The sequence below is a fragment of the Mycobacterium deserti genome (assembly GCF_025345615.1).
Taxonomy (GTDB): Bacteria; Actinomycetota; Actinomycetes; order Mycobacteriales; family Mycobacteriaceae; genus Mycobacterium; species Mycobacterium deserti.
The window spans coordinates 693,557-716,523 of the sequence record NZ_JAODWD010000001.1; the positions used below are offsets into that span (position 1 = coordinate 693,557).

Annotated in this window: 22 protein-coding genes; 5 read left to right on the forward strand and 17 right to left on the reverse strand. The window is 66.8% G+C overall.

Annotated elements, in window-relative coordinates; all coding sequences use genetic code 11:
- On the reverse strand, nt 1-597 hold the full coding sequence (locus tag N4S67_RS03465; protein ID WP_260992036.1) for a GNAT family N-acetyltransferase: 597 nt from the start codon (nt 595-597) through the stop codon (nt 1-3).
- Complete coding sequence (locus N4S67_RS03470) at nt 594-1,022, reverse strand: hypothetical protein (RefSeq protein WP_260991522.1); 429 nt, start codon at nt 1,020-1,022, stop codon at nt 594-596. The genes N4S67_RS03465 and N4S67_RS03470 overlap by 4 nt, the downstream gene beginning before the upstream one ends.
- A gap of 22 nt (nt 1,023-1,044) precedes the next feature.
- On the opposite strand from N4S67_RS03470, the gene N4S67_RS03475 reads away from it, so the two are divergent.
- Entirely contained in the window at nt 1,045-1,491 is a 447-nt protein-coding gene (locus N4S67_RS03475) for a cupin domain-containing protein (protein WP_260991523.1), read from the forward strand.
- Here the strand turns inward: N4S67_RS03475 and N4S67_RS03480 are convergent.
- Both N4S67_RS03480 and N4S67_RS03485 read right to left on the reverse strand, forming a co-directional pair.
- Entirely contained in the window at nt 1,481-2,203 is a 723-nt protein-coding gene (locus N4S67_RS03480) for a 3-keto-5-aminohexanoate cleavage protein (RefSeq protein ID WP_260991524.1), read from the reverse strand. The two genes, N4S67_RS03475 and N4S67_RS03480, sit on opposite strands and share 11 nt — an antisense overlap.
- A 1-nt stretch (nt 2,204) precedes the next feature.
- The gene (locus tag N4S67_RS03485; RefSeq protein ID WP_260991525.1) at nt 2,205-2,570 is read right to left on the reverse strand and encodes an RNA-binding S4 domain-containing protein; all 366 of its coding nucleotides are present in this window, start codon (nt 2,568-2,570) and stop codon (nt 2,205-2,207) included.
- 120 nt (nt 2,571-2,690) lie between these two features.
- Between N4S67_RS03485 and N4S67_RS03490 the strand changes: the two genes are divergently transcribed.
- A complete protein-coding gene (locus N4S67_RS03490; RefSeq protein ID WP_260991526.1) occupies nt 2,691-3,347 on the forward strand; it encodes an SDR family oxidoreductase in 657 nt (218 codons plus the stop codon).
- Between the two features lie 19 nt (nt 3,348-3,366).
- Here the strand turns inward: N4S67_RS03490 and N4S67_RS03495 are convergent, their stop codons facing one another.
- The 13 genes from N4S67_RS03495 to N4S67_RS03555 are packed head-to-tail and all read right to left on the reverse strand — an operon-like array spanning nt 3,367 to nt 18,865.
- Nucleotides 3,367-4,263 (reverse strand): amidohydrolase family protein, encoded by an 897-nt coding sequence (locus N4S67_RS03495; RefSeq protein WP_260991527.1) that lies wholly within the window; start codon nt 4,261-4,263, stop codon nt 3,367-3,369.
- A 9-nt stretch (nt 4,264-4,272) separates the two neighbouring features.
- On the reverse strand, nt 4,273-5,709 hold the full coding sequence (locus tag N4S67_RS03500) for an aldehyde dehydrogenase family protein (protein ID WP_260991528.1): 1,437 nt from the start codon (nt 5,707-5,709) through the stop codon (nt 4,273-4,275).
- A 27-nt stretch (nt 5,710-5,736) separates the two neighbouring features.
- Complete coding sequence (locus tag N4S67_RS03505; protein ID WP_260991529.1) at nt 5,737-7,449, reverse strand: thiamine pyrophosphate-binding protein; 1,713 nt, start codon at nt 7,447-7,449, stop codon at nt 5,737-5,739.
- 13 nt (nt 7,450-7,462) lie between these two features.
- Nucleotides 7,463-8,416, reverse strand: a complete 954-nt coding sequence (locus N4S67_RS03510; protein ID WP_260991530.1) for an acyl-CoA dehydrogenase family protein — start codon at nt 8,414-8,416, stop codon at nt 7,463-7,465.
- Nucleotides 8,416-9,570 carry an acyl-CoA dehydrogenase family protein gene (locus N4S67_RS03515; protein WP_260991531.1) on the reverse strand — a complete coding sequence of 385 codons (1,155 nt, stop codon included), beginning with the start codon at nt 9,568-9,570 and terminating at the stop codon, nt 8,416-8,418. Before N4S67_RS03515 ends, N4S67_RS03510 begins: the two co-directional genes overlap by 1 nt.
- Nucleotides 9,567-10,508 carry a Gfo/Idh/MocA family protein gene (locus N4S67_RS03520; protein ID WP_260991532.1) on the reverse strand — a complete coding sequence of 314 codons (942 nt, stop codon included), beginning with the start codon at nt 10,506-10,508 and terminating at the stop codon, nt 9,567-9,569. Before N4S67_RS03520 ends, N4S67_RS03515 begins: the two co-directional genes overlap by 4 nt.
- Complete coding sequence (locus N4S67_RS03525; RefSeq protein ID WP_260991533.1) at nt 10,505-11,422, reverse strand: acyl-CoA dehydrogenase family protein; 918 nt, start codon at nt 11,420-11,422, stop codon at nt 10,505-10,507. Before N4S67_RS03525 ends, N4S67_RS03520 begins: the two co-directional genes overlap by 4 nt.
- A complete protein-coding gene (locus tag N4S67_RS03530; protein WP_260992037.1) occupies nt 11,419-12,582 on the reverse strand; it encodes an acyl-CoA dehydrogenase family protein in 1,164 nt (387 codons plus the stop codon). Before N4S67_RS03530 ends, N4S67_RS03525 begins: the two co-directional genes overlap by 4 nt.
- A 2-nt stretch (nt 12,583-12,584) precedes the next feature.
- The gene (locus tag N4S67_RS03535; protein WP_260991534.1) at nt 12,585-13,757 is read right to left on the reverse strand and encodes a CaiB/BaiF CoA transferase family protein; all 1,173 of its coding nucleotides are present in this window, start codon (nt 13,755-13,757) and stop codon (nt 12,585-12,587) included.
- The gene (locus tag N4S67_RS03540) at nt 13,750-14,700 is read right to left on the reverse strand and encodes an SDR family NAD(P)-dependent oxidoreductase (RefSeq protein WP_260991535.1); all 951 of its coding nucleotides are present in this window, start codon (nt 14,698-14,700) and stop codon (nt 13,750-13,752) included. The genes N4S67_RS03535 and N4S67_RS03540 overlap by 8 nt, the downstream gene beginning before the upstream one ends.
- Before the next feature lie 19 nt (nt 14,701-14,719).
- On the reverse strand, nt 14,720-16,576 hold the full coding sequence (locus N4S67_RS03545) for a flavin-containing monooxygenase (protein ID WP_260991536.1): 1,857 nt from the start codon (nt 16,574-16,576) through the stop codon (nt 14,720-14,722).
- Nucleotides 16,577-16,579: 3 nt separating this feature from the next.
- Nucleotides 16,580-18,007, reverse strand: a complete 1,428-nt coding sequence (locus N4S67_RS03550; protein WP_260991537.1) for an aromatic ring-hydroxylating oxygenase subunit alpha — start codon at nt 18,005-18,007, stop codon at nt 16,580-16,582.
- A gap of 12 nt (nt 18,008-18,019) precedes the next feature.
- Nucleotides 18,020-18,865 (reverse strand): SDR family NAD(P)-dependent oxidoreductase, encoded by an 846-nt coding sequence (locus N4S67_RS03555; protein ID WP_260991538.1) that lies wholly within the window; start codon nt 18,863-18,865, stop codon nt 18,020-18,022.
- Nucleotides 18,866-19,001: 136 nt separating this feature from the next.
- Here N4S67_RS03555 and N4S67_RS03560 point away from each other — a divergent pair, with 136 nt between their 5' ends.
- From N4S67_RS03560 to N4S67_RS03570, 3 genes are all read left to right on the forward strand, one after another.
- Nucleotides 19,002-20,597, forward strand: coding sequence for a Vgb family protein (locus tag N4S67_RS03560; protein ID WP_260991539.1), 1,596 nt, complete (start codon nt 19,002-19,004; stop codon nt 20,595-20,597).
- Nucleotides 20,598-20,663: 66 nt separating this feature from the next.
- Nucleotides 20,664-21,401, forward strand: coding sequence for a GntR family transcriptional regulator (locus tag N4S67_RS03565; protein WP_260991540.1), 738 nt, complete (start codon nt 20,664-20,666; stop codon nt 21,399-21,401).
- A gap of 6 nt (nt 21,402-21,407) precedes the next feature.
- A complete protein-coding gene (locus tag N4S67_RS03570; protein ID WP_260991541.1) occupies nt 21,408-22,958 on the forward strand; it encodes an AMP-binding protein in 1,551 nt (516 codons plus the stop codon).
- Nucleotides 22,959-22,967 lie beyond the last annotated feature (9 nt).

Sequence of the window (22,967 nt, forward strand, 5' to 3'; positions counted from 1 at the left end):
TCAGCCGTTGCGGTCCAACCGGTACTTCAGGTTGGACCGCACGGCCGGCCACTCGATGTCCAGTATCGAATAGACGACGGTGTCGCGGCGCGAGCCATCGGCCAGGATCTGATGGCTGCGCAGCACACCGTCGAGCTTGGCTCCCAGCCCCTCGATCGCCGCACGGCTGCCGAAGTTGAAGAAGTGTGTGCGGAATTCAACTGCAACGCAGTTCAATTGGCCGAAGGCGTGGCCGAGCATGAGCAGTTTGGTTTCACTGTTCACCCCGCTGCGCCGTGCCGATTCGACATACCAGGTGTTGCCGATCTCCAACCTGCGGTTCGGCGCGTCGACATTCATATAGCTCGACGACCCGACGAATGCGCCGTCTAGACGCCGGACCACCAGCGTCAGGCCGGTGTCAGGGGTCTGCGCAGCCAACCGCGCATCGACCCACGCCTCCACCCGGTCCGGTGCAGGCGCCGCCGTGAACCACAGCTGCCCCAGCTCGCCGTCGGCGGCGGCTGCAGCGATCTCCGGAACATGCTCGCGGGTAAGCGGTTCCAGCGTCACCCAGCGGTCCCCGGCCAGCGTTACCGGCTCGACGAAGCCGCTCATGCCGTTCGGTTGCCTGCCCACGCGGCCAACATCGCCCACACCGACAGCAGCACCGCGACGATCGCCAATGCGCCCCCGACATACAGCCCGTACCCCGCTGACACCGGCGGGTAGACGTACAGGCGGTAGTACCACAGGGTGAGAACTACCAGCAGCACCGAAATACCCAGTGCCGCAGATGAAGCCAGGCGCGACGACAGATTGCGAGCCGCCATCGCGCCCGCGACGATCAACGCCGCCGCCAGGAGCACGATGAGTTGACCGACGCCGAACCCCGGCGGTGGCACTGACAGAGTGCCGTTGACGCCGCCGATCGCGGTGGCACGCCCTCCACCGTCGGCCGTCGAGGTGAGCCATGGGAGCCATGCGCTCACCGCGACGATCGCCGCTGACAGCGCGACCAGCCAACCGGGGCGCAAGCGCATGCGATGAGACTACGGTATGGCAATGACCGAACTACCGGACTGGGCACGCCGACTCGACCTGTCGCCGCATCCCGAGGGTGGCTGGTTCAAAGAGACCTGGCGCAGCGATCTGACCATGCCGCAATCCGCGTTGCCGCCGGACTACACCGGGCCCCGCAGCGCCGGCACGGCCATCCTGTTCCTGCTCATGCCGGGTCAGCAGTCGGCGTGGCACACCGTGCGCAGCGCCGAACTGTGGCTCTTCCACTTCGGTAGTCCGCTACTGCTCGAGATCGGGACCGAGCAGGCCAGCGCCACAACGCATCTGCTCGGCGCGGACATCGCGGCGGACGAGCACCCACAGATCGTGGCGCCGCCCGGCAACTGGCAGCGGGCCCGCCCCCGCGACGACCAGCCGAGCCTGGTCAGCTGCGTGGTGGTACCCGGCTTCGACTTCGCCGACTTCTCACTCGCCGCTCCTAGCGGCTGAGCAACTCGAGCGCCGCGGACACCAGCGCCGCGTTGTCCGGTGCCAACGACCCGTCAGGCAGATGCAGAGTGTCCTCCAGACCAATGCGGGTCTGCACGCCGCGCCTGCCTGCGTGTTCCAGCAGCGGCCAACAACTTTCGTCGAGTCCGTGCAGGAGCACGGGTGCGGGTGAGCCGGCCGATCTCACCGTGCTGAGCAACACGTCGGCGGTCGCCGCGTCACCGTCGCCCTGCAATTCGATCATCACCCGCAGGCAGTGCTCGGCGATGTCGGAGGCGGCCCACGAGGCCGCGGCATCGGCGTCGAAGATGCCGGCTTCGACGCCGACACCCTTGCCCAGCAGCAGACGCGCCAGATCCTCCGAGCCGGGCTCGTGCCAGTTTACCGAGGCGAAGTCGGGCAGCACAGTCCATGCCTCGACGGTGCGTAAGCGTTCTCGCTCGTTACGCAACGCCCAGTAGCCCGTCGTCACCCCGAGCGGCAGACCCGGCACCGTGTGGCGCACCGCGGTCACCGCGGCGGCGACGACCTCGGGTTGTAGTGAGTCGGCGCCGTCAGCGTCCTTGGGATGCAGGTGCACCGCCTTGGCGCCCGCTCGGTGCACGGCGAGCGCCTCGGCAGCCAGCTGATCGGGGCTGACCGGCAGGTTCGGGTGCTGATCGGGGGTGCGGGCGCCGTTGATGCACGCCTTCACGTAGATCTGCGCGGGCATCTCAGAACCGTCCAGCGCGCAGCTTGTCCAGCAGCCTTCGGTCCCGCTTGGTAGGCCGTCCTGCCCCCCGGTCGCGTGCCGCGACCGTAATGGTCTCTGTCGGCGCGGGTTTCGGCGATCGATCCAGGAAGCACGTCACCGCGTCGGCCGCCCCCACCCGTTTCTGTATCACCCGCACCACCTCAACAACGCGCGTGGCCTGACCGATCCGCGCGCGCACCTCGTCGCCGGGCGACACCGGGGTGGCCGGCTTTGCGGGCCGCCCGTTGACCCGGACGTGCCCACCCCGGCACGCCTCGGCGGCGTCGGGTCGGGTCTTCATCAGGCGGACGGACCATAACCACCTGTCCACACGGGTCGACTCCACGCATCCATTCTGGCCCACCGGCCGATCGCCGCGATTACCTTATTGTGACCTTATTTTGTCCTTAAATTTCTTATAATCTCGTGTACGGTGGGCGCACGGCAGCGAGGGAAGGAACCCGATATGCATCACGCACCGGCACGTATCGTTCTGATCACCGGCGGATCGAGAGGCATCGGCGCCGAGGTCGCACAGCAACTCGCCGACGCCGACACCCACGTCATCGTGAACTACCGAAAGACGGCGGCACGCGCCGAGGCCATTGCCGAGGCCATTCGCAGCGCAGGCGGGAACGCCTCGACCATCGGCGCCGATATCTCCGACCAGACCGAGTGCGCCGCGATGATCGACACCATCGCGGCGCGATTCGGCCGGTTGGACGCCCTGATACTCAACGCATCGGTCAGCGTCGAACTGGGCGCGCACCCCGGTTACGCGATGCGCCGCAACCGCGACGCACAACGGCGCGTCGCGCTGCTGGCCGTGCCGCTGATGCCCGCAGGCGGGCATATCGTCTTCGTCACCAGCCACCAGGCTCACTTCTTTCCCCACAAGGCTGTGCCGAAGGGTTACACCGCAATCGCCGCGAGCAAGCAGGCCGGCGAAGCGACGCTGCACGCGATGCGTGCGCAATTCCATCGCGCCGGTGTGCATTTCACGGTGGTCTCCGGCGAAGACAGCGACGGCCACTTCGCCGAGGCGATCGTGAACGCGGCCCGCAACCCGAACCCGTCCGGGACCGTCTGCGTCGGCGGGCCGCGCCACCTGCTGAGCGCCTAGCTCGCCACTTTCGCCGAGCTTAGGAGGCGACGCCGAGCACCCGCAACGCGTTCTCTTTGTAGATCAACGGCACCACCGCCGGGTCGATGTCGAGCGTCTCGAAGTCGCGCTTCCACCGGTCCAGCTGGATGTAGGGATAGTCCGTGCCGAACAACACTTTTGTGCGCAACTGTCTGCTCATTGCGCGCACCAGTTGCGTCGGGAAGTACTTGGGGCTCCAGCCGCTCAGATCGACATAGACATTGCTCTTGTGCCCGGCGATGGCGATCTGTGAATCCACCCACGGCACCGCCGGATGGGCCATCACGATCGTCATCTCTGGAAAGTCGGCGGCCACGTCGTCAAGCAGCATCGGATCCGAGTAGCGCAGTTTGATGCGATGCCCGCCCGGCAGTCCGGCGCCGATGCCGGTCTGACCGGTGTGAAACAGAGCGGGCACCCTGGCCTCGGTGATCGCCTCGTAGATCGGATAGAAGCGGCGGTCATTCGGCTCGAAGGCCTGCATACTCGGATGGAACTTGAACCCCTTGACGCCGTAGTCGCGGACCAGTTCGTGCACGCGGTGCACGGCGCGACGCTCGTGCCACGGGTCGACGCTGCCGAACGGGATCAGCACGTCGTTGTTGCGCGCCGCGCCCGCGATCAGGTCCTCGACCGAGTTCGGCACGTGCCGCATGGCTGTGCGCGCATCGACGGTGAACACCACCGCGGCGGTGTTGTGCCTCCGGTACTCGTCGGCCAGTGCGTCCACGCTGGACAGGGCACCAGGCCCGCGTTTGAAGTACTGCCCGACAGCGTCGACCAGTTCGTCGTCGTATGCCTTCCGGCCGTGGCCGTCGACCTCCACATGGGTGTGGATGTCGATGGCCGCAACGCGTCCGAAATCGACTCCGTAGTGGTACTTCTCGGCGGTCATGTGCCGACGCTATCCGGCGGCGGCCTCCTGCACGTAGCCCAGGGCGGCCTTGGTTTCCAGGAACTCATCGAAGCCGAACTGGCCCCACTCGCGCCCGTTACCACTGCGCTTGTAGCCGCCGAACGGGGCGTTCATGTCGAAGCCGTGGTTGATCGCCACCGAACCGGCCCGGATCCGGCGCGCCACCTGCCGAGCCTTGTCGAGATCGGCCGCCGACACGTAACCGGCCAGGCCGTAGTCGGTGTCGTTGGCAATCTCCAAGGCCTGGTCGAGATCGTCGTAGCCGAGGATGCACAGCACCGGCCCGAAGATCTCCTCACGCGCGATCGTCATGTCGTTGGTGACGTTCGCGAACACCGTCGGCTTGACGTAGTAGCCCTTCTCCAGCCCCTCCGGCCGGCCACAGCCACCGACGACGACCGTCGCGCCTTCGTCGATGCCCTTCTGGATCAGACCCTGGATCTTGTCGAACTGGGCCTTGGAAGCCACCGGGCCTATCGCGGTCTTCTCGTTCGGATCGCCGACCTTGACCGCCGACGCGGTCTCCTTGGCGACCGCGATCGCCTCGTCCATCCGCGAATTGGGCACCAGCATGCGCGACGGCGCGTTGCAGCTCTGGCCGCTGTTCATCATCATCACCGACGTGCCGGCGGCCACGCTCTGGGCGAACGCGTCGTCGTCGAGCACGATGTTGGGGCTCTTGCCGCCGAGTTCCTGGGTCACCCGCTTGACGGTCGCCGCGGCATTCTTCGCGACATCCACCCCTGCGCGCGTCGACCCGGTGAACGACACCATGTCGATGTCGGGGTGGCTCGATAGCGCCGCGCCGACGCCGGGTCCGTCGCCGTAGACCAGGTTGTACACACCGGCGGGAACGCCTGCCGCCTCGATGATCTCGGTGAAGATCTGCGCCGAGTACGGCGCCACCTCCGACGGCTTGAGCACCATCGTGCAGCCCGTCGCCAGCGCCGGGTAGACCTTGCACGCGATCTGATTGATCGGCCAGTTCCACGGAGTGATCAAGCCGCAGACGCCGATCGGCTCCTTGACCACCAGCGTGGTGCCGTGCTGCTCCTCGAACTCGAAGTTCTTCAAGACGTCGATCGCGGTGGCCAGGTGCCCGAGGCCGAGGTGCACCTGTGGACCGGCCGCCAGTGAGGCAGGCGCACCCATCTCCTCGGTGACCGCGTCGGCCAGGTCGTCGGTCCGCTTCTGATACTCGCCCATGATGGCCTGCAACACGTCGAGGCGTTCCTCCCGGCTGGTCTGCGACCAGGTGGCAAAGGCGCGGCGGGCGGCCTGCACGGCCACGTCGACGTCGGCCGCCGAACCGATGGCGATCTTGCCGGAGACCTGTTCGGTGGTCGGGTTGTCGACCTCGAGCGAGTTGGGCCGGACCGGGTCGACCCACTGGCCGTCGATGTAGAACTTCAGGTATTCGCGCATGGGTTCACTCTTCCGTATGGACGGGTCTTACTGGGTACCTTCGGCATACCAGGTGCGGAATCGGTCGTACTTGGGCATCTCCTCGGAGTTCGCGGTCGGGTCGATGCACACATGCACCACACCGACTTTGCCGCTGGCGTACGCGCGAGCGATCGCCGGTCCGATCTCCTCTTCCTTCTCCACGTACTCACCGTGGCAGCCGAAGCCCTCGGCGATCTTGTCCATCCGGACATCCTTGCTCCAGTGCACGCCGGGCTGAGGGGACGGCTGGGAGAACGTGCGCTTGTACACGCCCACTTCGAGGCCCCACTGGTGATCGACACCCACCACGCACACCAGCGGCAACCCCTCGCGCGCGGCCGTCTCGAGTTCTGCGATGTGAAACAGGAACGCCGAGTCACTGGTCAGCAGCATGACCGGACGCTTGCGTCCCTCGGCGATCGATGCGCCGACGGCGTAGGGCAGGCCGGTGCCGAGGTGCCCGAAGTTCTGGTTCCAAATCACGTCGCGCGGTTTCGACTGGGAGTACGTCCATTGGAAGATCACGGTCGCGCCGCCGTCGCGCACCATGATGCCGTCGTCGAGTTCGTCGAACGCCTTGGTCGCCTCGACCACATAGCGCGCCGGGTGCACCGGGGTCCGTCCACTCGGGGCCTCCTCGGCCACCCGGGCCAGCTCCGCGGCGTCGGCCTCGACGAGGGCCTCCAGGTTGACCGAAGGTGCGCGCGGGGTGTCCCGCAGCGCTTCGACGAGCTGCGGTACGACGCCACGCAGATCGCCGACCAGCGCCACGTCGAACTGCCGGTTCACGCCGATGGCGGTCGGGTCTTGCTCGACGTACACCCACTTGCGGTTCGCATCGTTGCCGGCCCAGTGCTGGGTCCGGCCGTAGTGCATGGGCTCACCGAGCTCGGTTCCCAACGCCACGCACAGGTCGGAATCCTCGACTGCCTCGTTGGCGGCCGGGGAGAACAAGTAGGGGAAGGTCCGCTCCTGCAGTCCCGGGATGAACGACGTGCCGCCGGAGGTCTGGATCACCGGGCAGGCCATCAGCTCGGCCAGCTCCTTGACCTCCTGCTGGGTGCGCGACGTGTGGACGCCGTGACCCACCAGCAGGATCGGGCTCTTGGCCTCGCGGATCAGTGCGACGGCCTCGGCGACCTCTTTCTCACCAGCGCCCTGATTGACGAGGCGATACCGGTTCGGCGGCAACGGATCCGGGACTTCGAGTTCTTCGAGGATGACGTGTGACGGGTACTCGATGTAGCTGGGGCCGGGGGTACCGGACATCGATCGGCGGATGGCCTCACGGATGATCTCGTCGGTCTGGTCGGCGTATTCGATCGAGCTGCTGTATTTGACCGACGGCGTGAAAAGCCCTTCCTGCTGCACGAACTGGATGCGCCCCCGTCGCACGCGCCGTTCGGTGACACGCGCCCGCTGACCGCCGAGGAAGATGACGGGTGAGTTCTCGACGAGGGCGCACATCATGGCGCCGGCGATATTGGCCACGCCAGGTCCGAGTGTGCCGATACACAATCCGGGCTTGCCGGTCATCCGTGACGCCGCCTCGGCCATGAAGCCTGCGCTGAGCTCGTGATGCGGCGCAACGACCGACCATCCGCGGGCTTCGGCTTCGGTGAACATGTGCACGAAGTTGGGGTCAGGGATACCGAACAGCGTGTTGACGCCCTCGGCCTCGAACAGGTCGAGAATGCGTTTGTAGACAGGTACTCCCACGACGAATCTCCTTTTATAGGTAGCGTTTGGCCAGTTCTTTGCGGTGAACTGCCGGTGATCCGAACAGCGAACGATTGAGCGCGGCGCGTTTCAGGTAGACGTGGATCCCGCTCTCCCACGTGTAGCCGATACCGCCGTGCAACTGCATGGCCTTGCCCGCGACGTCGACGGCGGCGGAGCAGACGTAGGACTTCGCCATCGATGCGGCCACGTGGGCGTCATCGTCGTCGTCGACGATTGCGGCGACGGCATCGCGAACAAGCTGACGCGACACGGCGATTCGCACCTGCATGTCAGCGCACGCATGTTTGATCGCCTGGAACGAGCCGATCGGCCTACCGAACTGGTGGCGCACCTTCGCATAGCCGACGGTGGCCGACAGCATGGCCTGGGCCAGGCCGAGGCTGTCGCAGGCCACGGCGACCGCCGCGCGGTTGCGCAGCAGGCGGACCGCAACATCGGCATCCCCGTCGAACCGGAGCATAAGGGGTTGCTCGTCGGTCCGCGACGACACGGACGCGAGCCGGCGTGTCTCGTCGACGACCGGCGTCGGGGTGAGCGTCAGGTCCGCGACGGCCACGCCTCCGTTGGCCACCACGAGCATGTGGTCGGCGCCTTCGGCGTCGGGCACGAAATCCAACGACTCGAGCGCGACCGCGACCCTGCTTTCGCCGGAAGCAACGTCGGCCAGCAACCGATCACGAGTATCGCTGGGCTGCAGTGCGTTCAACGTGCCAACCGCGAGCACGGCACTGCCCAGATAACTGGTGGCACTGGCGGCACGTCCCATCTCCTCGCAGACGACCGCCGTCTCGGCGAAGGTCGCGCCCGCTCCGCCGCACTCCTCGGCCACCTCCAGACCGACCCAGCCCGCATCGACGAGCACCGGCCAGTCGACCTCCCGCTCCTTGCCGAGCAGGTCGGCCGCAACCGACCGCAGCTCGTCGTGAAACTCCTCGAAACCCATCAGAGGGCACTCGGCTCTCGCGGCAGCCCCAGCCCGCGCTCGGCGATGATGGTGCGCTGGATCTCGCTCGAACCGCCGGGAATGGTCCACTCCCACGAGCCGATGAAGTCGAGTACCCAGGCACCCGACTCCCAGCCGCTCGACAGGGGTTTGGCCAACTCGGTGTGGGCGGCGAGACCACCCGCCTCCGCGCCGAAGTCGGTCATCCGTTGCAGCAGTTCGCTGTAGTAGAGCTTGACGACCGACGCATCAGCCGGGCCAGCGGTTCCGGCCTCTGTGTCGTCCACCAGCTTTCGGCACAATCCGCGCAGTCCGGTGATCTCGATGTCGAACTGCGCCAGTCGGTCGGCTACCAGGGGGTCGTCGGTCGCACACTGCTCGACGAGCCACCGGAAGCCCGCATGGCCGAGGCGCTCGGCGAGTTCGAGCATGGTCAACCCGCGCTCGGCGCCCAACGTCGCCTGGGCGACCTGCCATCCCGCGTTCTCGGCGCCGACGAGGTTGGCGGCCGGGACCGCGACGTCGTTGAGGAAGATCTCGCAGAAGTGCGAATCACCGACGGCGTTGCGGATAGGGCGCACGTCCACGCCCGGCGTCGCCATGTCCAGCAGGAAGTACGAAATCCCCTTGCGTTTGGGCGCATCGGGGTCGGTACGGGCGAGAAGGAGACACCAGTCCGCGTGGGCGCCGCCGCTGGCCCACAGCTTCTGCCCGTTGACGACGAACGTGTCCTTCTCGCGGCGCGCGGTCGTGCGCAGGCTCGCCAGGTCGGAGCCGGCCTCCGGTTCGGAGAACCCCTGCACCCATATCTCGCCGTCGAGAATCGCGGGCAGGTGGCGGCGCTGCTGCTCCTGAGTGCCCGCGGCAAGCAGGGTCGACGCGGCGTGGTGGATGCCGACGAACGCCAGCACCAGCCGTGGCGCGTCGTGGGCCGCCAGTTCCTGGTAGAGCACGATCTGGTCGGCGACGGACATGCCCCCGCCCCACTCCCGCGGCCAGTGCGGGACGGCGAAGCCTGCGCTGTGCAGTTCGGCGAACCAGGCCTTCTGGAACGCGACGAACTCGTCACCGGTTGCGCCGGTTTGCTTTTCGCGCCAGTCACGGGGGATGTGCTCGGCACACCACGCCCGGACGGTGTCGCGGAACTCCGTCATGCGCGCACCGCCGTCGTCCTGAGCCGGTCCATCACCTGCGCGACGGCGAGCCCGTCGTCGAACGACGGCGCGACCTGGGTGCCTGTCCGCAGCGCCTCGGCCACCTCGGCGAGGAACGTCGTCAGCGCCGGTGGCGGCGACCGTCGCGGGGGCGGTGCGAACTCGAGGGTCTCGGCGTCCTCGCCTGCCCGGCGAAGCACCAGCGTCGTGTCACCGGTCAGTTCGATCGACCCCGCGCTGCCCATCAGAATGGCGCGGGGGACGGTGGGCACGGCGGCCGCGAAGCCGGTGTCGTGCACGGCGGTGCATCCGTTATCCATCCTGAACCAGGCGCTGTAAGCGTCTTCGGCGGTGGCGTTGCGCGGCGCCTCCGGGTGCGGGGGGCCGTCGATGCGGGTCACACCGCCACAGTCGACGACCTCGCTGCCGAACAAATGGCGGGTGTAGTCGATGAGGTGCGATCCGTATGCGCCGATCCAACCGCCGCCGAGGTCGCGGTCGTTGATCCAGCCGTACTTGCGGCCGCGTAGCCCGCCGCCGAAGAAAGTCCAGTTGAGATGCGCGACGTCGCCGATGGCTCCTGCGTCGGCCAGTTCCTTGACCTTCGACCACGACTCGTTGAACCGGAACTCGAAGTTGAGGAAGTGCAGGACGCCGGCGTTACGGGCACCGTCGCGCATGGCCTTCGCTTCGTCGGCGTTACGACCGAACGGCTTGTCGCACAGCACCGCCCGCCCATGATCGATTGCGCCCATCACATGGTCGGCGTGCATGAACGGCGGCGAGTGCACGGAGACGAGATCGACGTCGGACGCAAGGGCCGTCCTCACCGCGACGGCGTCGCGCGGGCTGACCACCTCGACCTCGAAGCCGAGACCCTCGTAGGCCGGGGCCGCGGCGTGCTTGCCGAAGCCGGTGCCGATGACCGCGACTTTCACGAGAACAACCCCGTGAGTCCGGCGCGGCCCGCCCTGCTGGTCAACTCGTCGCGCGTCGCCGACAGTCCGGTCGGGAGGCGGCGAAGCGGTTGGCTGTATCGCGACAGCCAGGACAGTGTGGTCTCGTCGCAGAACCCGACGGCGCCGTGCAGTTGGTGACACACCCGGAACACGATCTCGGCCGCTTCGATTGCCGACATCCGAAGTGCGAGAGCGTCGGCCAGCGCGTCAGGACGATTGTCGGCGATGCTCCACAGCGCGTACTTGGCCAGGATGTCCAGCCCGCTGCGCTCGACTTCGGCGTCGGTCAGTTGGAACTGCACCCCTTGCAACGACGACAGCGTCTGGCCGAACTGCTTGCGCAGGCTCACGTGGGCGATGGTCAGTTCGATCGCGCGGTCGAGCATGCCCAGCAGCGTCCAGCACGGCAGCACCAGCCCGAGGGCGACGTCGCCGGCGCCCGCATCGTCGATCGCCGACAGTTCGAGTTCGGCGACGAACCCGGAGCCGGTCTCGGCGCAACCCGTCACGCGGCTGCGCGCACCACTCAACGTGACTGCTGCCCAGCGTAATTCAAGGTCTCCGATTGTCGCCGACGGCCTGGCACCCCCGACGACGACCAGGCCGTCGACGTCCAGATCGTCAGGACGGGCCAGACGTTCGGCCACCGGATACGGCACCGCCCAGTACCCGGCGCTGCGGCACAGCGCCGCGGCGGCCTCCAGCCCGTCGGTATCGGTGCGCGGGTCGAGGTCCCAGGCGCCGAGTCCGTTGAGCACCGGGCCGACGAGTGTCTCCCTGCTGCCGGGCTTACCTTCGGCATCCTGCAACAGTTGGTCGCCGCCTGCCGCTTCGAACGCGCGAAGGGCCTGCCTACCGAATTCCCTGGCGTCGTCGCTGAGATCGAGGATCATCTGGCCGCCAGCATCGCCCGCGACAGCAGGATGCGCTGCATCTCGATACTTCCCGACGACACAGTGGACGCCTGGGAGTACTTCCAATGATCGTCGACCTCGCCGAGGAACCAGTCCGCTCCCGGGTCGTCGTGCGTGACTTCGGCCGCGATGTCCATCAGAACCTCGGCGCTGTCCTGGTCGAGCTTGGTGACCGCGATCCGGTACGCGGCGGCGTCACCGGGTTTGATGCGCCCGCTGCTCTGCAGTTCGACGATTCGGTAAGCCATCAGCCGCGCGCGCCGGCAGTGCGTCAGCATCCGCACCCACCGGCCCCGCAGCTCGGCGGGCAGGTCGTCCCAGCGATCGCCGAGCACCGTGGGGGCCGCCGCCAGCAGGCGTTCACACCGGGCGTAGCGCGCGATGCCGACCCGCTCGAACGACATCACGTCCTGCACGATCGACCACCCCGCGTCGACGGTGCCGAGCACGTCGGCCTCGGTGACGCGCAAGTCGTCGATGAACACCTCGTTGAGGTGGTGCGGACCCAGCATGGCTCGAATCGGCCTGACCTGGATCGCCGGATCGTCCATCGGGACAAGGAAGATCGTCAGGCCCTGCTGCTTCTTCTGGGTGGCTCCTTCACCCACCTTCGAGGTCCGGGCGAGCAGGAAGCACCACTGAGCCATGGTCGCGTATGACGTCCAGATCTTCTGGCCGCTGACCAGCCAGCCGTCGCCGTCGCGGCGCGCAGCGGTACGTAGCGAAGCGAGGTCTGAGCCGGCTTCGGGCTCGGAGAATCCTTGACACCAGATGACTTCACCGCGGGCGATCGGCGGCAGATGCTTGCGCTGCTGTTCGGCGGTGCCGTGACGCATGATGATCGGCCCGACCCAGTTGACGCCCATGTACTGCGCGCCGCGCGGCTCGTGATGCGCCCACATCTCCTCGCGCACCACGGTCTGCTCCCACACCGACGCCGACGCGCCGCCGAACTCCTCGGGCCACGCCATGCACAGCAGGTTGCGCTCGGCGAGCAACCGGCAGAATGCCTGCGCCGTCTCCAGGTCGGCGGGATCGTCGGTGAATGCGCCCAGGAAGTGTTCGGGCACATGGGCTTTCACCAGTTCGCGGAGCAGGCCCCGCAGCTCGGTGGCCCGCTGGCCCATCTCGAAGTCCATGGTCACACCGGTCCTGCGGCGCGGGTATCGGCCAGGCCAAGCTCATCGAGCACGTCCTCGGTGTCGGCGCCCAGTTCCGGAGCGGGGCCGGCGACGCGTCCCGGTGTGCGCGAAAACCAGGTGGGCACACCGGGAAAGCGCACCGGACCGTGCGGCGTGTCGACCGTCTCGAACATGCCGACGGCATTCAGGTGGGGGTTGTCGAACAGCGCGTCGGGGGTGTTGAGCGGCGCAGCGGGAATCTCGAGTTCGCCGAACAGCATGAGCCACTCGTCGGTGGTGCGCTCTTTCATCGTCTCGGCGAGCAAGCCGTACACCGCGTCGATGTCGGAGGCACGCAGCTCCAGCGTGGCGTATTTCTCGCCGTTGTCGCTGTGCCACGCCGGTTGCACGGCGTTGATGAACGCGTTCCAGTGCTTGTCGTTGTAGATCAACACCGCGATGTACCCGTCCTTGGTGCGGTACGGCCTGCGGTTCGGTGCGACCGTGCGCGGGTAGACGGCCGGGCCGAGCGGGGGGTCGAACATGGCGCCGTTGGCATGTTCGACCAGCATGAAGGACGCCATCGTCTCGAACATAGCGACCTCGACCTCTTGGCCCTCCCCCGTACGCTCGCGATGGAACAGCGCCATCATCGTCGCGTAGAGGGCCGTCAGCCCCGCGACCTTGTCGGCCATGATGGTGCCGACGAAGTCCGCTTCGCCCGTCAATTGCCGCTGCACAGCGGGTATTCCGCATTCAGCCTGGATGGTGTCGTCGTAGGCGGGGCGATCGCGCTCGGGGCCGCGGCGGCCGTAGCCGTAGCAGTTCGTGTAGACGATACGCGGGTTGATCGCCGCGACGTCGTCGTAGCCGAACCCCAGCTTGAGGACCGCCTTGGAGCGCATCGAGTGGATGAACACATCGGCGCGTTCGATGAGTGCACGCACCGCGGCCTTGCCGGAATCGGTCTGCAGGTCGAGCACGATACTGCGCTTGCCGCGGTTGACGTTGACGAACACCCCGCTCATTCCCGGTGCGGGACCGACCGAGATGAATCGGGTGTTGTCTCCCTGGGGCGGTTCGACTTTGATCACCTCGGCGCCCATGTCGGCCATGATCTGGGTGCAGTAGGGCCCCATCACCATCGCGGTGAGGTCGACGACGCGCACGCCTCTCAACGGGCCGCTATGCATGCAACACCCCGCCCGTTTCCCTCGTCGCGTCCGCGGTCTGCCTGGCCATCCCGAAGCTGTAGCGGATGTGTTCGCCGTGCCCGTCGGGCACGACGGGGAAGACGACTGTCTCGGACATGTCGCGGATCGCGCTCATGTGCTCGCCGACGTCCGAGATCGACCACGAGGGTCGGTACACGCCGGGGGTTTCGGTGACGACGGCTCGTGCCACCCGCCCAGCGAGCGCAACAAGAATCTCCCCTGTGATGGAGCAGGATTCGTGGCCTAGCCAACCGACGACGGGCGCAACAAGTTCCGGACCCATCGGCGGGTACGCCGATGTGTCAATACCTTGGGCCATCCTGGTCACGGCGGCGGGCACGATCACGTTGCTCTTCACCCCGTGGGCCGCGCCCTCCATCGCCGCGACGTTCGACAGGCCGATGACACCCGCCTTGGCCACCGCGTAGTTGGCCACCTCGTGGTTGCCGTAGAGGCCACCGATCGACGACGTGAGCACGATGCGGCCGTATCCCGCATCGCACATCGCGGGAAACGCCGGACGCACGACGTGGAAGGCGCCGCGCAGATGGACGTCGACGACCGCCTCGAAGTCGTCGTACGTCATCTCCTTGAGCGAAGCGCGGCGCACAATGCCTGCATTGTGGACCAAGACGTCGATGCGACCGTACCGTTCGAGCGCGGTAGCGATGATCGCCTTGCCGCCCTCCGGCGTGGCGACGGAGTCCGTGTTGGCGACGGCCTCACCCCCGGCGGCGGTGATTTCGCGGACCACATCGTCGGCGGGCGAGGCGTCATCACTGTCACCGGTGAGGCTTCCACCGGGGTCGTTGACCACGACCTTCGCGCCCTGCCCCGCCAGCAGCAGGGCGTACGCACGGCCCAGTCCCCGACCGCCGCCGGTGACCACCGCAACACGGTCGTCAAACCTCAGGTCGCTCATGCGCCGAGCGCAGTCGGGGTCACTGCCGCAACTCCAGGCCGTCGAGGTCACCCTTGGCCCGCCACTGTTTGAGCAGGTCGTCGAACGCGTAGAAGCCCGGCGAGTACGGCTCACCGAGGAACGACCGGATGCCTTCGCCGCCGCCACCGCCCTCGTTGTTGTAATAGCCTGGGGTGCAAGAGACTTCGAAAGCCGAGTTGTCGATCGCGTACTCGCGAATGGTGCCGACCCAGCCGTCCTGGGCCTCCTGGGTGGGCTCGACGACGGTCGCCTGTCGCTTGACCGCCTCGGAGATTATGTAGGCGATGTGCTCGGCCTGCTGCTCGAACATGGCGGTGGTGTTCGCCGAGACGCCGCCCTGGATGAAGCCGGTGTGGAACTGGTTGGGGAAGCCGCGGCTGGTGACCCCGTGCAACGTCTTGTAGCCGTCGCGCCAGTGGTCGAACAGCGACACGCCGTCGCGCCCCTCGATGACATCCATGGCGTAGCGTCGGCTGATCTCGGTCGAGATCTCGAACCCGCTGGCGAAAATCACGCAATCGACTTCGTACTCAACGCCGTTCGCCACGATCCCGTTCTCGGTCAGCCGCTCCACCCCCTGGGTCTGCGACACGTCGACCAACGTGACGTTGGGGCGGTTGAAGGCGGCGAGGTACTCGTCGCTGGAGCAGGGGCGTTTGCACAGGAACCGGTAGTACGGCTTGAGCAACTCCGCGGTGTCGGCGTCCTCGACTTCGTCGGCGATGCGGCGACGGAGGCGCTCCATGATCTTGTAGTCCTCCTCCTCCCTGATCGCCATGATCTGCTCGATCCCCAGCGACGCGGGATCGGGGCTGGCGGCGATGCGCGCCGTCATGTTGCGGCCGAGTTCGGTCCAGAAGTCGCAAACCTGATCCGGAGCGTCGAAGACCACGCCCTCGAACGGCGACCAGCGATGGAAGTTGCGCTTGCGCTCCTCCTGCCAGCCGGGCTGCAGGGAGCTCACCCACTGCGGATCGGTCGGCTCGTTTCCTCGCACGTCCACCGACGACGGCGTGCGCTGGAAGACAAACAGCTGGGCGGCATCTCGGCCGAGGTGCGGTACCAGCTGCACACCGGTGGCTCCAGTGCCGACCAGCGCGACGCGCTTGTCGGCGAGCTTGTGCAGCCCGCCGTTCGCGTCGCCGCCGGTGTAGTCGTAGTCCCATCGCGCCGAATGGAAGACGTGGCCTCCGGCGTTCACGTAGTCCTTGATCCCGGGGATGCCGGGCAGCTTCGGCCGGTTGTACGAGCCCTGCGTCATGACCACGAACCGGGCCCGGATGTCGTCGCCGCGGTTGGTGCTCAGCCGCCAGCGGTCGATCTTCTCGTCCCAGCACACGGTGCGCACCTGCGTCGAGAAGATCGCCCCGTCGTAGAGCCCGAAATGCTTTCCGATGTTGCGGCAGTGTTCGTAGATCTCGGCGCCGTCGGCGAACTTCTTGGTCGGCATGTAGCCGAGTTCTTCCAACATCGGGATGTAGCAGTACGCGTCGTTGTCGCACTGGATTCCGGGGAACCGGTTCCAGTACCAGACCCCGCCGAAGTCGCCGCCCATCTCGATGACGTGCACGTCGTCGACGCCGGCCTTCTTCAGGTACGCCCCTGCCAATAGTCCGGAGATGCCGCCACCTAGCACCGCGACCTCGATGTCCTCGTTGATCGGGGTGCGCGGGGTCACCGGCGTGTGTGGGTCGACCTCCGCGAACTCCGAGAAGTCGCCCGTGAGTTCGAGATACTGCTTCGACCCGTCCGGGCGCAGTCGCTTGTCGCGCTCATACAGGTACTTGTCCCTCAACGCATCGATGTCGATGTCATCGGGGGTCTGCGTGGGGCCGCAGGTGTCGAACAACGTCATGTGTTAGAGCTCTTTCGGTTCGCCGGTGCCCATGTACTTGGACAGTTGGTAGTGGAGGTTGACGGTGCTGCGCTCGCGGTACGGGTTGGGCTTGGTACCTGCGAAGCCCAGCGACTTCATGCCCTGCTGCACCGCGGCCATGTTGGAGAAATCCTGCGGCAGCACCGACAGCCAGTTCGGGCTGTCCTTCGGGGTGTACTGCCATTCAGTCTGCGGCTCTTCACCTTTGGGGTACAGCTCGAACACCGCGACCTCAAAGATGCACTTGTTCGGGTTATAGCTAGGGTCGGGACGAGCCGAGTAGCAGAGCGCGCTGGTCAGACCCTGGCCGACCTGAAAGTTCGGGAAGATCTGCCACGCCGTGCCGCTCTGGCCCAGGATGTCCGGTGGGATCGTCGGCCAGATCACCCCGCGGGCTTCGTCGTCGCGCCGCGCCGAGGCCAGCCAGTGCTGCAGCACCTTGTCGGCGGGTGTGCCCTCCGGCAGTTCGTCGACCAGGCGCTTGGCGGCGTTCACCAGCGTCTCGGTGGTGGTCGCGTTCGTCTGCTCCCACGTGTACATCTGCATCTCGGCGGTGGAGACGCGCGGGTCGTCGCCGGTGCCGAGGCGGATTTTGGACTTCGTCTCGTCCATACCCTTGGGTGCGTCGTAGCCGATGTTGCTGTGTCGGCCTTGCGCCTTGGCCCAGCCTCTGAACTCGCCGAACTTGTTGAACTCCGGGTGCGTGGTGAACACGTGGTAGGTCTCGTTGAAGGCCTCCATCGCGACCTTCCAATTGCAATCGAAGTTCAACCACTTGCGCCACTTGAAGCGCATGTTCTCCAGACCGAACGGGTCGAGGATCTTCGCGGCGGGAAAAAGGTAGTCCGCCAACGGTTCGCACCCCGGATCCATGTTGACGAACAGCCAGCCGCCCCAGGTGTCGACCTGCACGGGGACGAGGTGGGTGTTCTCCGGTGTGAGGACGCCCTTCCAGTCGTCCTGCTCGCGGATGTGCGTGCAGGCACCGTCGAGACCGTAGGTCCAGCCGTGGAATCCGCAGACGAACGACTTTCGAGCACGGCCACAGGCGTTCTTCGCGCCGTCGGGGGTGTCGACCAACTTGCGTCCGCGGTGCATGCACACGTTGTGGTGTGCGGCGAAGTCGGAGGCCGAGTTCCCCGCGCCGGTGCGCACCACGATGATCGAATCGTCAAGGATGTCGTAGGTGAGGTAGCCACCGATTTCGGGGATCTCCTCGACGCGGCCGACCTGCTGCCAGACCTTGCGCCACAACTTGTCTCGCTCAGCGCGGGCGTACTCCTCAGAGATGTATGCCTCGACGCCGATCGTCATAGGATCGGACAGATCCTCGGCGATCTGTCCTGTCGAGTCGTCCGGATCGGCCTCGACCTCAATCGCGGCGTCGAGGTCGGATTCGGTGTGAGTCATCACGTGGTCCTTTCACGGCCGACTGATGGAACTACGGAAGGATTCGTCTTTGAGGAACAGCGAGGTGTTGTCGGCGCCGAGGTGGGTCCACTTGAGGTCCAGCCCCCCGTCGACCAGCAGTGTCTGTCCCGTGATGTAGCTCGACAGATCGGAGAGCAGGAACAGGATCGCGCCCGCCTGTTCCTCCGGCCGGCCCCGCCGGCCCATCGCGATCGCCTGGCGGTCGCGCTCGGGGTCCTCGTCGACGTAGGTGCGCGACGCGACCGTCTCCGTCACGCCGGGCGCGACGGCGTTGACGCGGATGTCGTCGAGCGCCAGCTCGGCTGCCATGGTGCGGGTCATCGCGACGACCGCCGCCTTGGCGGTGCCGTAGGCGATGTGGAACGGCGCGGTGTTCATTCCGCTGATCGACGACACCGAGACGATCGACCCCCGCAAGCCCCGCTCGCGCAATCTCCGGCTGACCGCCTGACTCATGAAGAACGCCGTCTCGAGATTGGCGGCGAACAGTGCCCGCCAGTCGTCGCGAGTGACCCGGGTCGCGGGCATCCACGTCGATGGTGCGGCGCCGCCTGCGATGTTGACGAGGCCGTACAGGACACCGTCGGCCTGGCCGACCCGGTCCATCACCGTGGCGATGCCGTCGTCGGTGGACGCGTCCGCGGCGACGGGCAGAACCGACAGGCCCTGCTTCGCCAGCGGCGCGACGTGCTCGTCGAGGTTCTCCTTGGACCGACTCACCGCGAACACCGTTGCGCCGGCCTCGGCCGCCATGCGCGTCACCGTGGTGCCGATACCGCCCCCGCCCGCACCGGATACCACCACGATGCGGCCGTCGAGCGAAAGAAGATTCGCCACTATTTGTCCGGACAATAAATGGTGCTCTGCATATTGCAGAACACTATTCCGCAGCGATTATCGGCTCGTCAAGGCCGGGTGTACGCCGTTGCCTCGCTATTGTCTGGACTAGCCGAGCTTGCTAACGTCCGGGGTCATGACCAGGTCGATGCAAGCCGCCCGGTATCCAGCGACGACGCCGACGACCGCAGACGGGTGGCGAGTCGAACGCCTGACCCCGCCGAGCCGGTTGTTCGGCGCGAACGGCCTGCGCCCCGGGCCCGACGGACGGCTCTACATCGCGCAGGTGACCGGCAGCCAGATCAGCGCACTCGACGTCGACACCGAAGAGATGGAGATCGTCAGCGCGAAAGGCGGCGACATCATCGCGCCGGACGACCTGGCGTTCGACGGCAAGGGCAATCTCTACGCGACCGAGTACATGGACGGCCGTGTCAGCGTGCGCGAGGCGAACGGGCGCAGCCGGGTGATCCGCGACGACCTGCCTGCGGCGAACGGCATCACCATGCACCGCGGGAGATTGTTCGTCAACGAATGCCGCGATGGCGGCAGGCTGATGGAATTGGACCTCGACGGCGGAGCGCCAAGAATCGTCCTGGAGAACCTGCCGTCGCCGAACGCAATGGAGGTCGGCCCCGACGGTTTCCTCTACTACCCAGTGATGACGGCCAACGAAATCTGGCGCGTGGACCCCGACGGCGGCGAGCCGCAGCGTGTCGTCGGTGAACTCGGGGTGCCCGACTCAGTGAAGTTCGACGCCGACGGGTTCATCGTGTCCACCCAGGTCGCCAGCGGACAAGTGCTGCGAATCGATCCCCGCACCGGCGCGAAGGCCGTTCTGGCGCAACTCAACCCAGGTTTGGACAACCTCGCGTTTGTGAACGGCCGACTGTTCGTCTCGAACTTCACCGGTCAGATCGCCGAGGTGCTCGACGGCGGCGAAACCCGCGACCTTCTGCCCGGCGGGTTCAACTGGCCACACGACCTCGCGGTGGGAGACGACGGCAGGCTCTACATCGCCGACGGCACATACTTCTACGCTCTGCAGCCTGACGGATCACGGGAAACCGCGGGCATGCTGTTCAGCCCCGGCTATCCGGGCTACATGCGCGGCGTCGTCGCCACCGGAGCGGGCGATTTTCTCTGCACGACGTCGCTCGGGCAGGTCGGGCGGTACCGACCCGGCGGCGAAACCGAATACCTGGCAACTGGTTTCGATCAGCTCTACGGCATCGCCATCGGCCCCGACGACACCGTGATATTCGCCGAACTCGGCGCGGGCCGCGTCCACTCGCTGCGGGCGGGAAACACCGAGGTGCTGGCGTCGGGCCTGAAAGAACCCGTTGGCGTGACCTTCGGTCCCACCGGCGTACCCCTGGTCGCCGAGGCCGGGGCGGGCCGGGTGGTCCGTATCGCCGGCTCCGGCGCCGAGACCGTCGTCGATGGCCTGCAGCGGCCGCAGGGCATCCTGGTCGCCGACGGAGCGCTGTTCGTCGTCGATGCGGGCGCCAAGGAAGTGGTGGCGGTCGACCTTGACACCGGCGCGCGGACCACCGTCGCCGCCGGGCTGCCGATTGGTGCGCCGCCGGGGGTGGAGCCCAAGCCACTGAGAGGAATTCAACCGTTCTCAGGACCCCAGGGCCCGTTCGCCGGTATCGCGATCGATCGCGACGGCACGCTGTACGTATCGGCCGACGGTGACGGCAGCGTGCTGGCGCTGCGCCGCGCATGACTGGCGAGCGAGTAGCGCAGGCGGATCGCGCATGACTGGCGAGCGAGTAGCGAAGGCGGATCGCGCATGACTGTCAGCGCGACGGACCACCGCTACCTTCAGGTGGCGCGCACCCTGCGCAAGGAAATCGTCGACGGGGTGTACCCGGTGGGTTCGCAGTTGCCGACCGAGCAGCAACTGTGCGAGCGGTTCGAGGTGAGCCGCTACACCGTTCGCGAGGCGCTGCGCCGACTGCGTGACGACAACCTGGTGGCTTCGCGTCCGCGCGCCGGAACACTGGTGGTTCCCCGACCCACGACGAACAGCTACGCACAGGACGTTGTCTCCATCGATGACCTGCTCGCGTTCGCGTCCGGCGCACAGCTCACGATCGAGTCCAACGCAATGATCACACTCGACGCGGAATTGGCATCGCGCACCGGTCTACCGGCCGGATCCGAGTGGCTCGCTGTGCGCGGCTACCGGCAGGCCGACGCCGGTGGGGCACCGGTCTGCAGGACGGAGTACTACATCAATCGCGCGTTCGCGGCCGTCGGTCGCCTGCTGCAGCGGCACTCCGGCCCCATCTTCCCGCTGATCGAGGACCTCTTCGGAGTCAGCGTCGTCGAAGTGCACCAGGAAATCTCGGCCGTATCGGTGACCCCGGAGCTGGCCGCCGCGCTGGACGTCGAACCAGGCTCGGCCGCCCTGGAGATGCAGCGCACGTACAAGACGTCCGACGACGAGGTCGCCCAGGTGACGGTCAACACGCATCCGTCCTCGCGGTACCGGCATTCGATGACCATGCGGCGGGTCAAGGGTTAGGCCCCGGTGAGAGTCGACGAGCAGCGCACTGCCGACGCCTACCGGCGCGGGTTGTGGGTGCGCGAGACACTCGCCGATGCGCTACGCGACGCCGCGCACAGCACACCCGACCGAACGTTGTTGGTCGACGGCGACATTCGCCTGACGTGTCACAGCTTGCACGAGCAGGCGACGGCGCTGACCCATGCGTTGATGGAGCGGATGCCCGCGGGCAGCGTCGTGTCGTTCATGCTGCCGAACTGGCATGAGGCCGCAGTGGTGTACCTGGGTGCGACGTTGGCCGGCATGGTGGTGAACCCGATCCTGCCCTCGTTGCGCGACCGCGAACTGCGGTTCATCCTGTCCGATGCCGACACCAGGGCGGTTTTCGTGCCGTCATCGTTCGGCACCTACGACTACGCCGCGATGCTCGACCGGGTGACCGCCGAGATGGCGTCGCCGCCGGAGGTCGTGGTTGTGCGCGGTGACGCGGGCCGTCACACGCCGTACCCAGCCCTGTTCGGCGCATCAGGTCCGACGATGTTGCCGGTGGTCGACCCCGACACTGTGCGCATGATTCTCTACACCTCCGGGACCACCGGGCGCCCCAAAGGTGTCTTACACAGCCATAATTCGATTCACGCGCTGATCCGCCAGATCGGTGAGCACTGGCGCGTCGACGGGGGCGACACGTTTCTGGTGCCGTCTCCGATCGCGCATATCGGCGGGTCGATCTACGCATTCGAATGCCCGCTGCTGCTGGGATCGACGGCGGTGCTGATGGAACGGTGGGATCCGGTCAAGGCGGTGGGCCTGATGCTGGCCGAGCGCGCCACCCACATGGCAGGGGCAACGCCCTTTCTGACCGGACTGCTTGCCGCCGCGAAGGACGCCGGGACCCGGTTGCCGGATCTGAAGGTGTTCATCTGCGGCGGAGCGTCGGTGCCGCCGACGCTGATCCATGACGCCGCAGAGTATTTCGACAAGGCCGCCGTGTCGCGCGTCTACGGATCGACCGAGGTACCGGTGACGACGGTCGGAGCGCTCGACGACGTGGCGCACGCCGCGGACAGCGACGGTCGCCCCGGCATCGCCGACATCAAGCTGGTCGAGGGAGAAATCCGGGCCCGGGGGCCGCAGATGCTCGTCGGCTATCTCCATTCCGAGGACGAGGTCGCAGCGTTCGACGACGAAGGATACTTCCGCACCGGCGATCTCGGGCGGTGGGCCGACGACGAGTACCTGGTGGTCACCGGACGGGCCAAGGACATCATCATCCGCAACGGTGAGAACATCTCGCCCAAGGAAGTCGAGGACCTGCTGATCGCCCATCCCGGGGTTGCGGAGATCGCGGTGGTGGGGGTGCCCGACGAACGCACCGGCGAGCGCGCATGCGCGGTGGTCGTGCCCACCGATCACCGCCCGCCCGAACTCGGCGATTTTCGCGACCTGTTGGTCGGCGCAGGGCTCGCGAAGTTCAAAATCCCTGAGCAGATTGTGATTTGGGATGCCCTGCCGAAGAACGACGCGGGCAAGGTGTTGAAACATCGGATCCGAGCGACGCTGACGGGAGACTGATATGGCGCG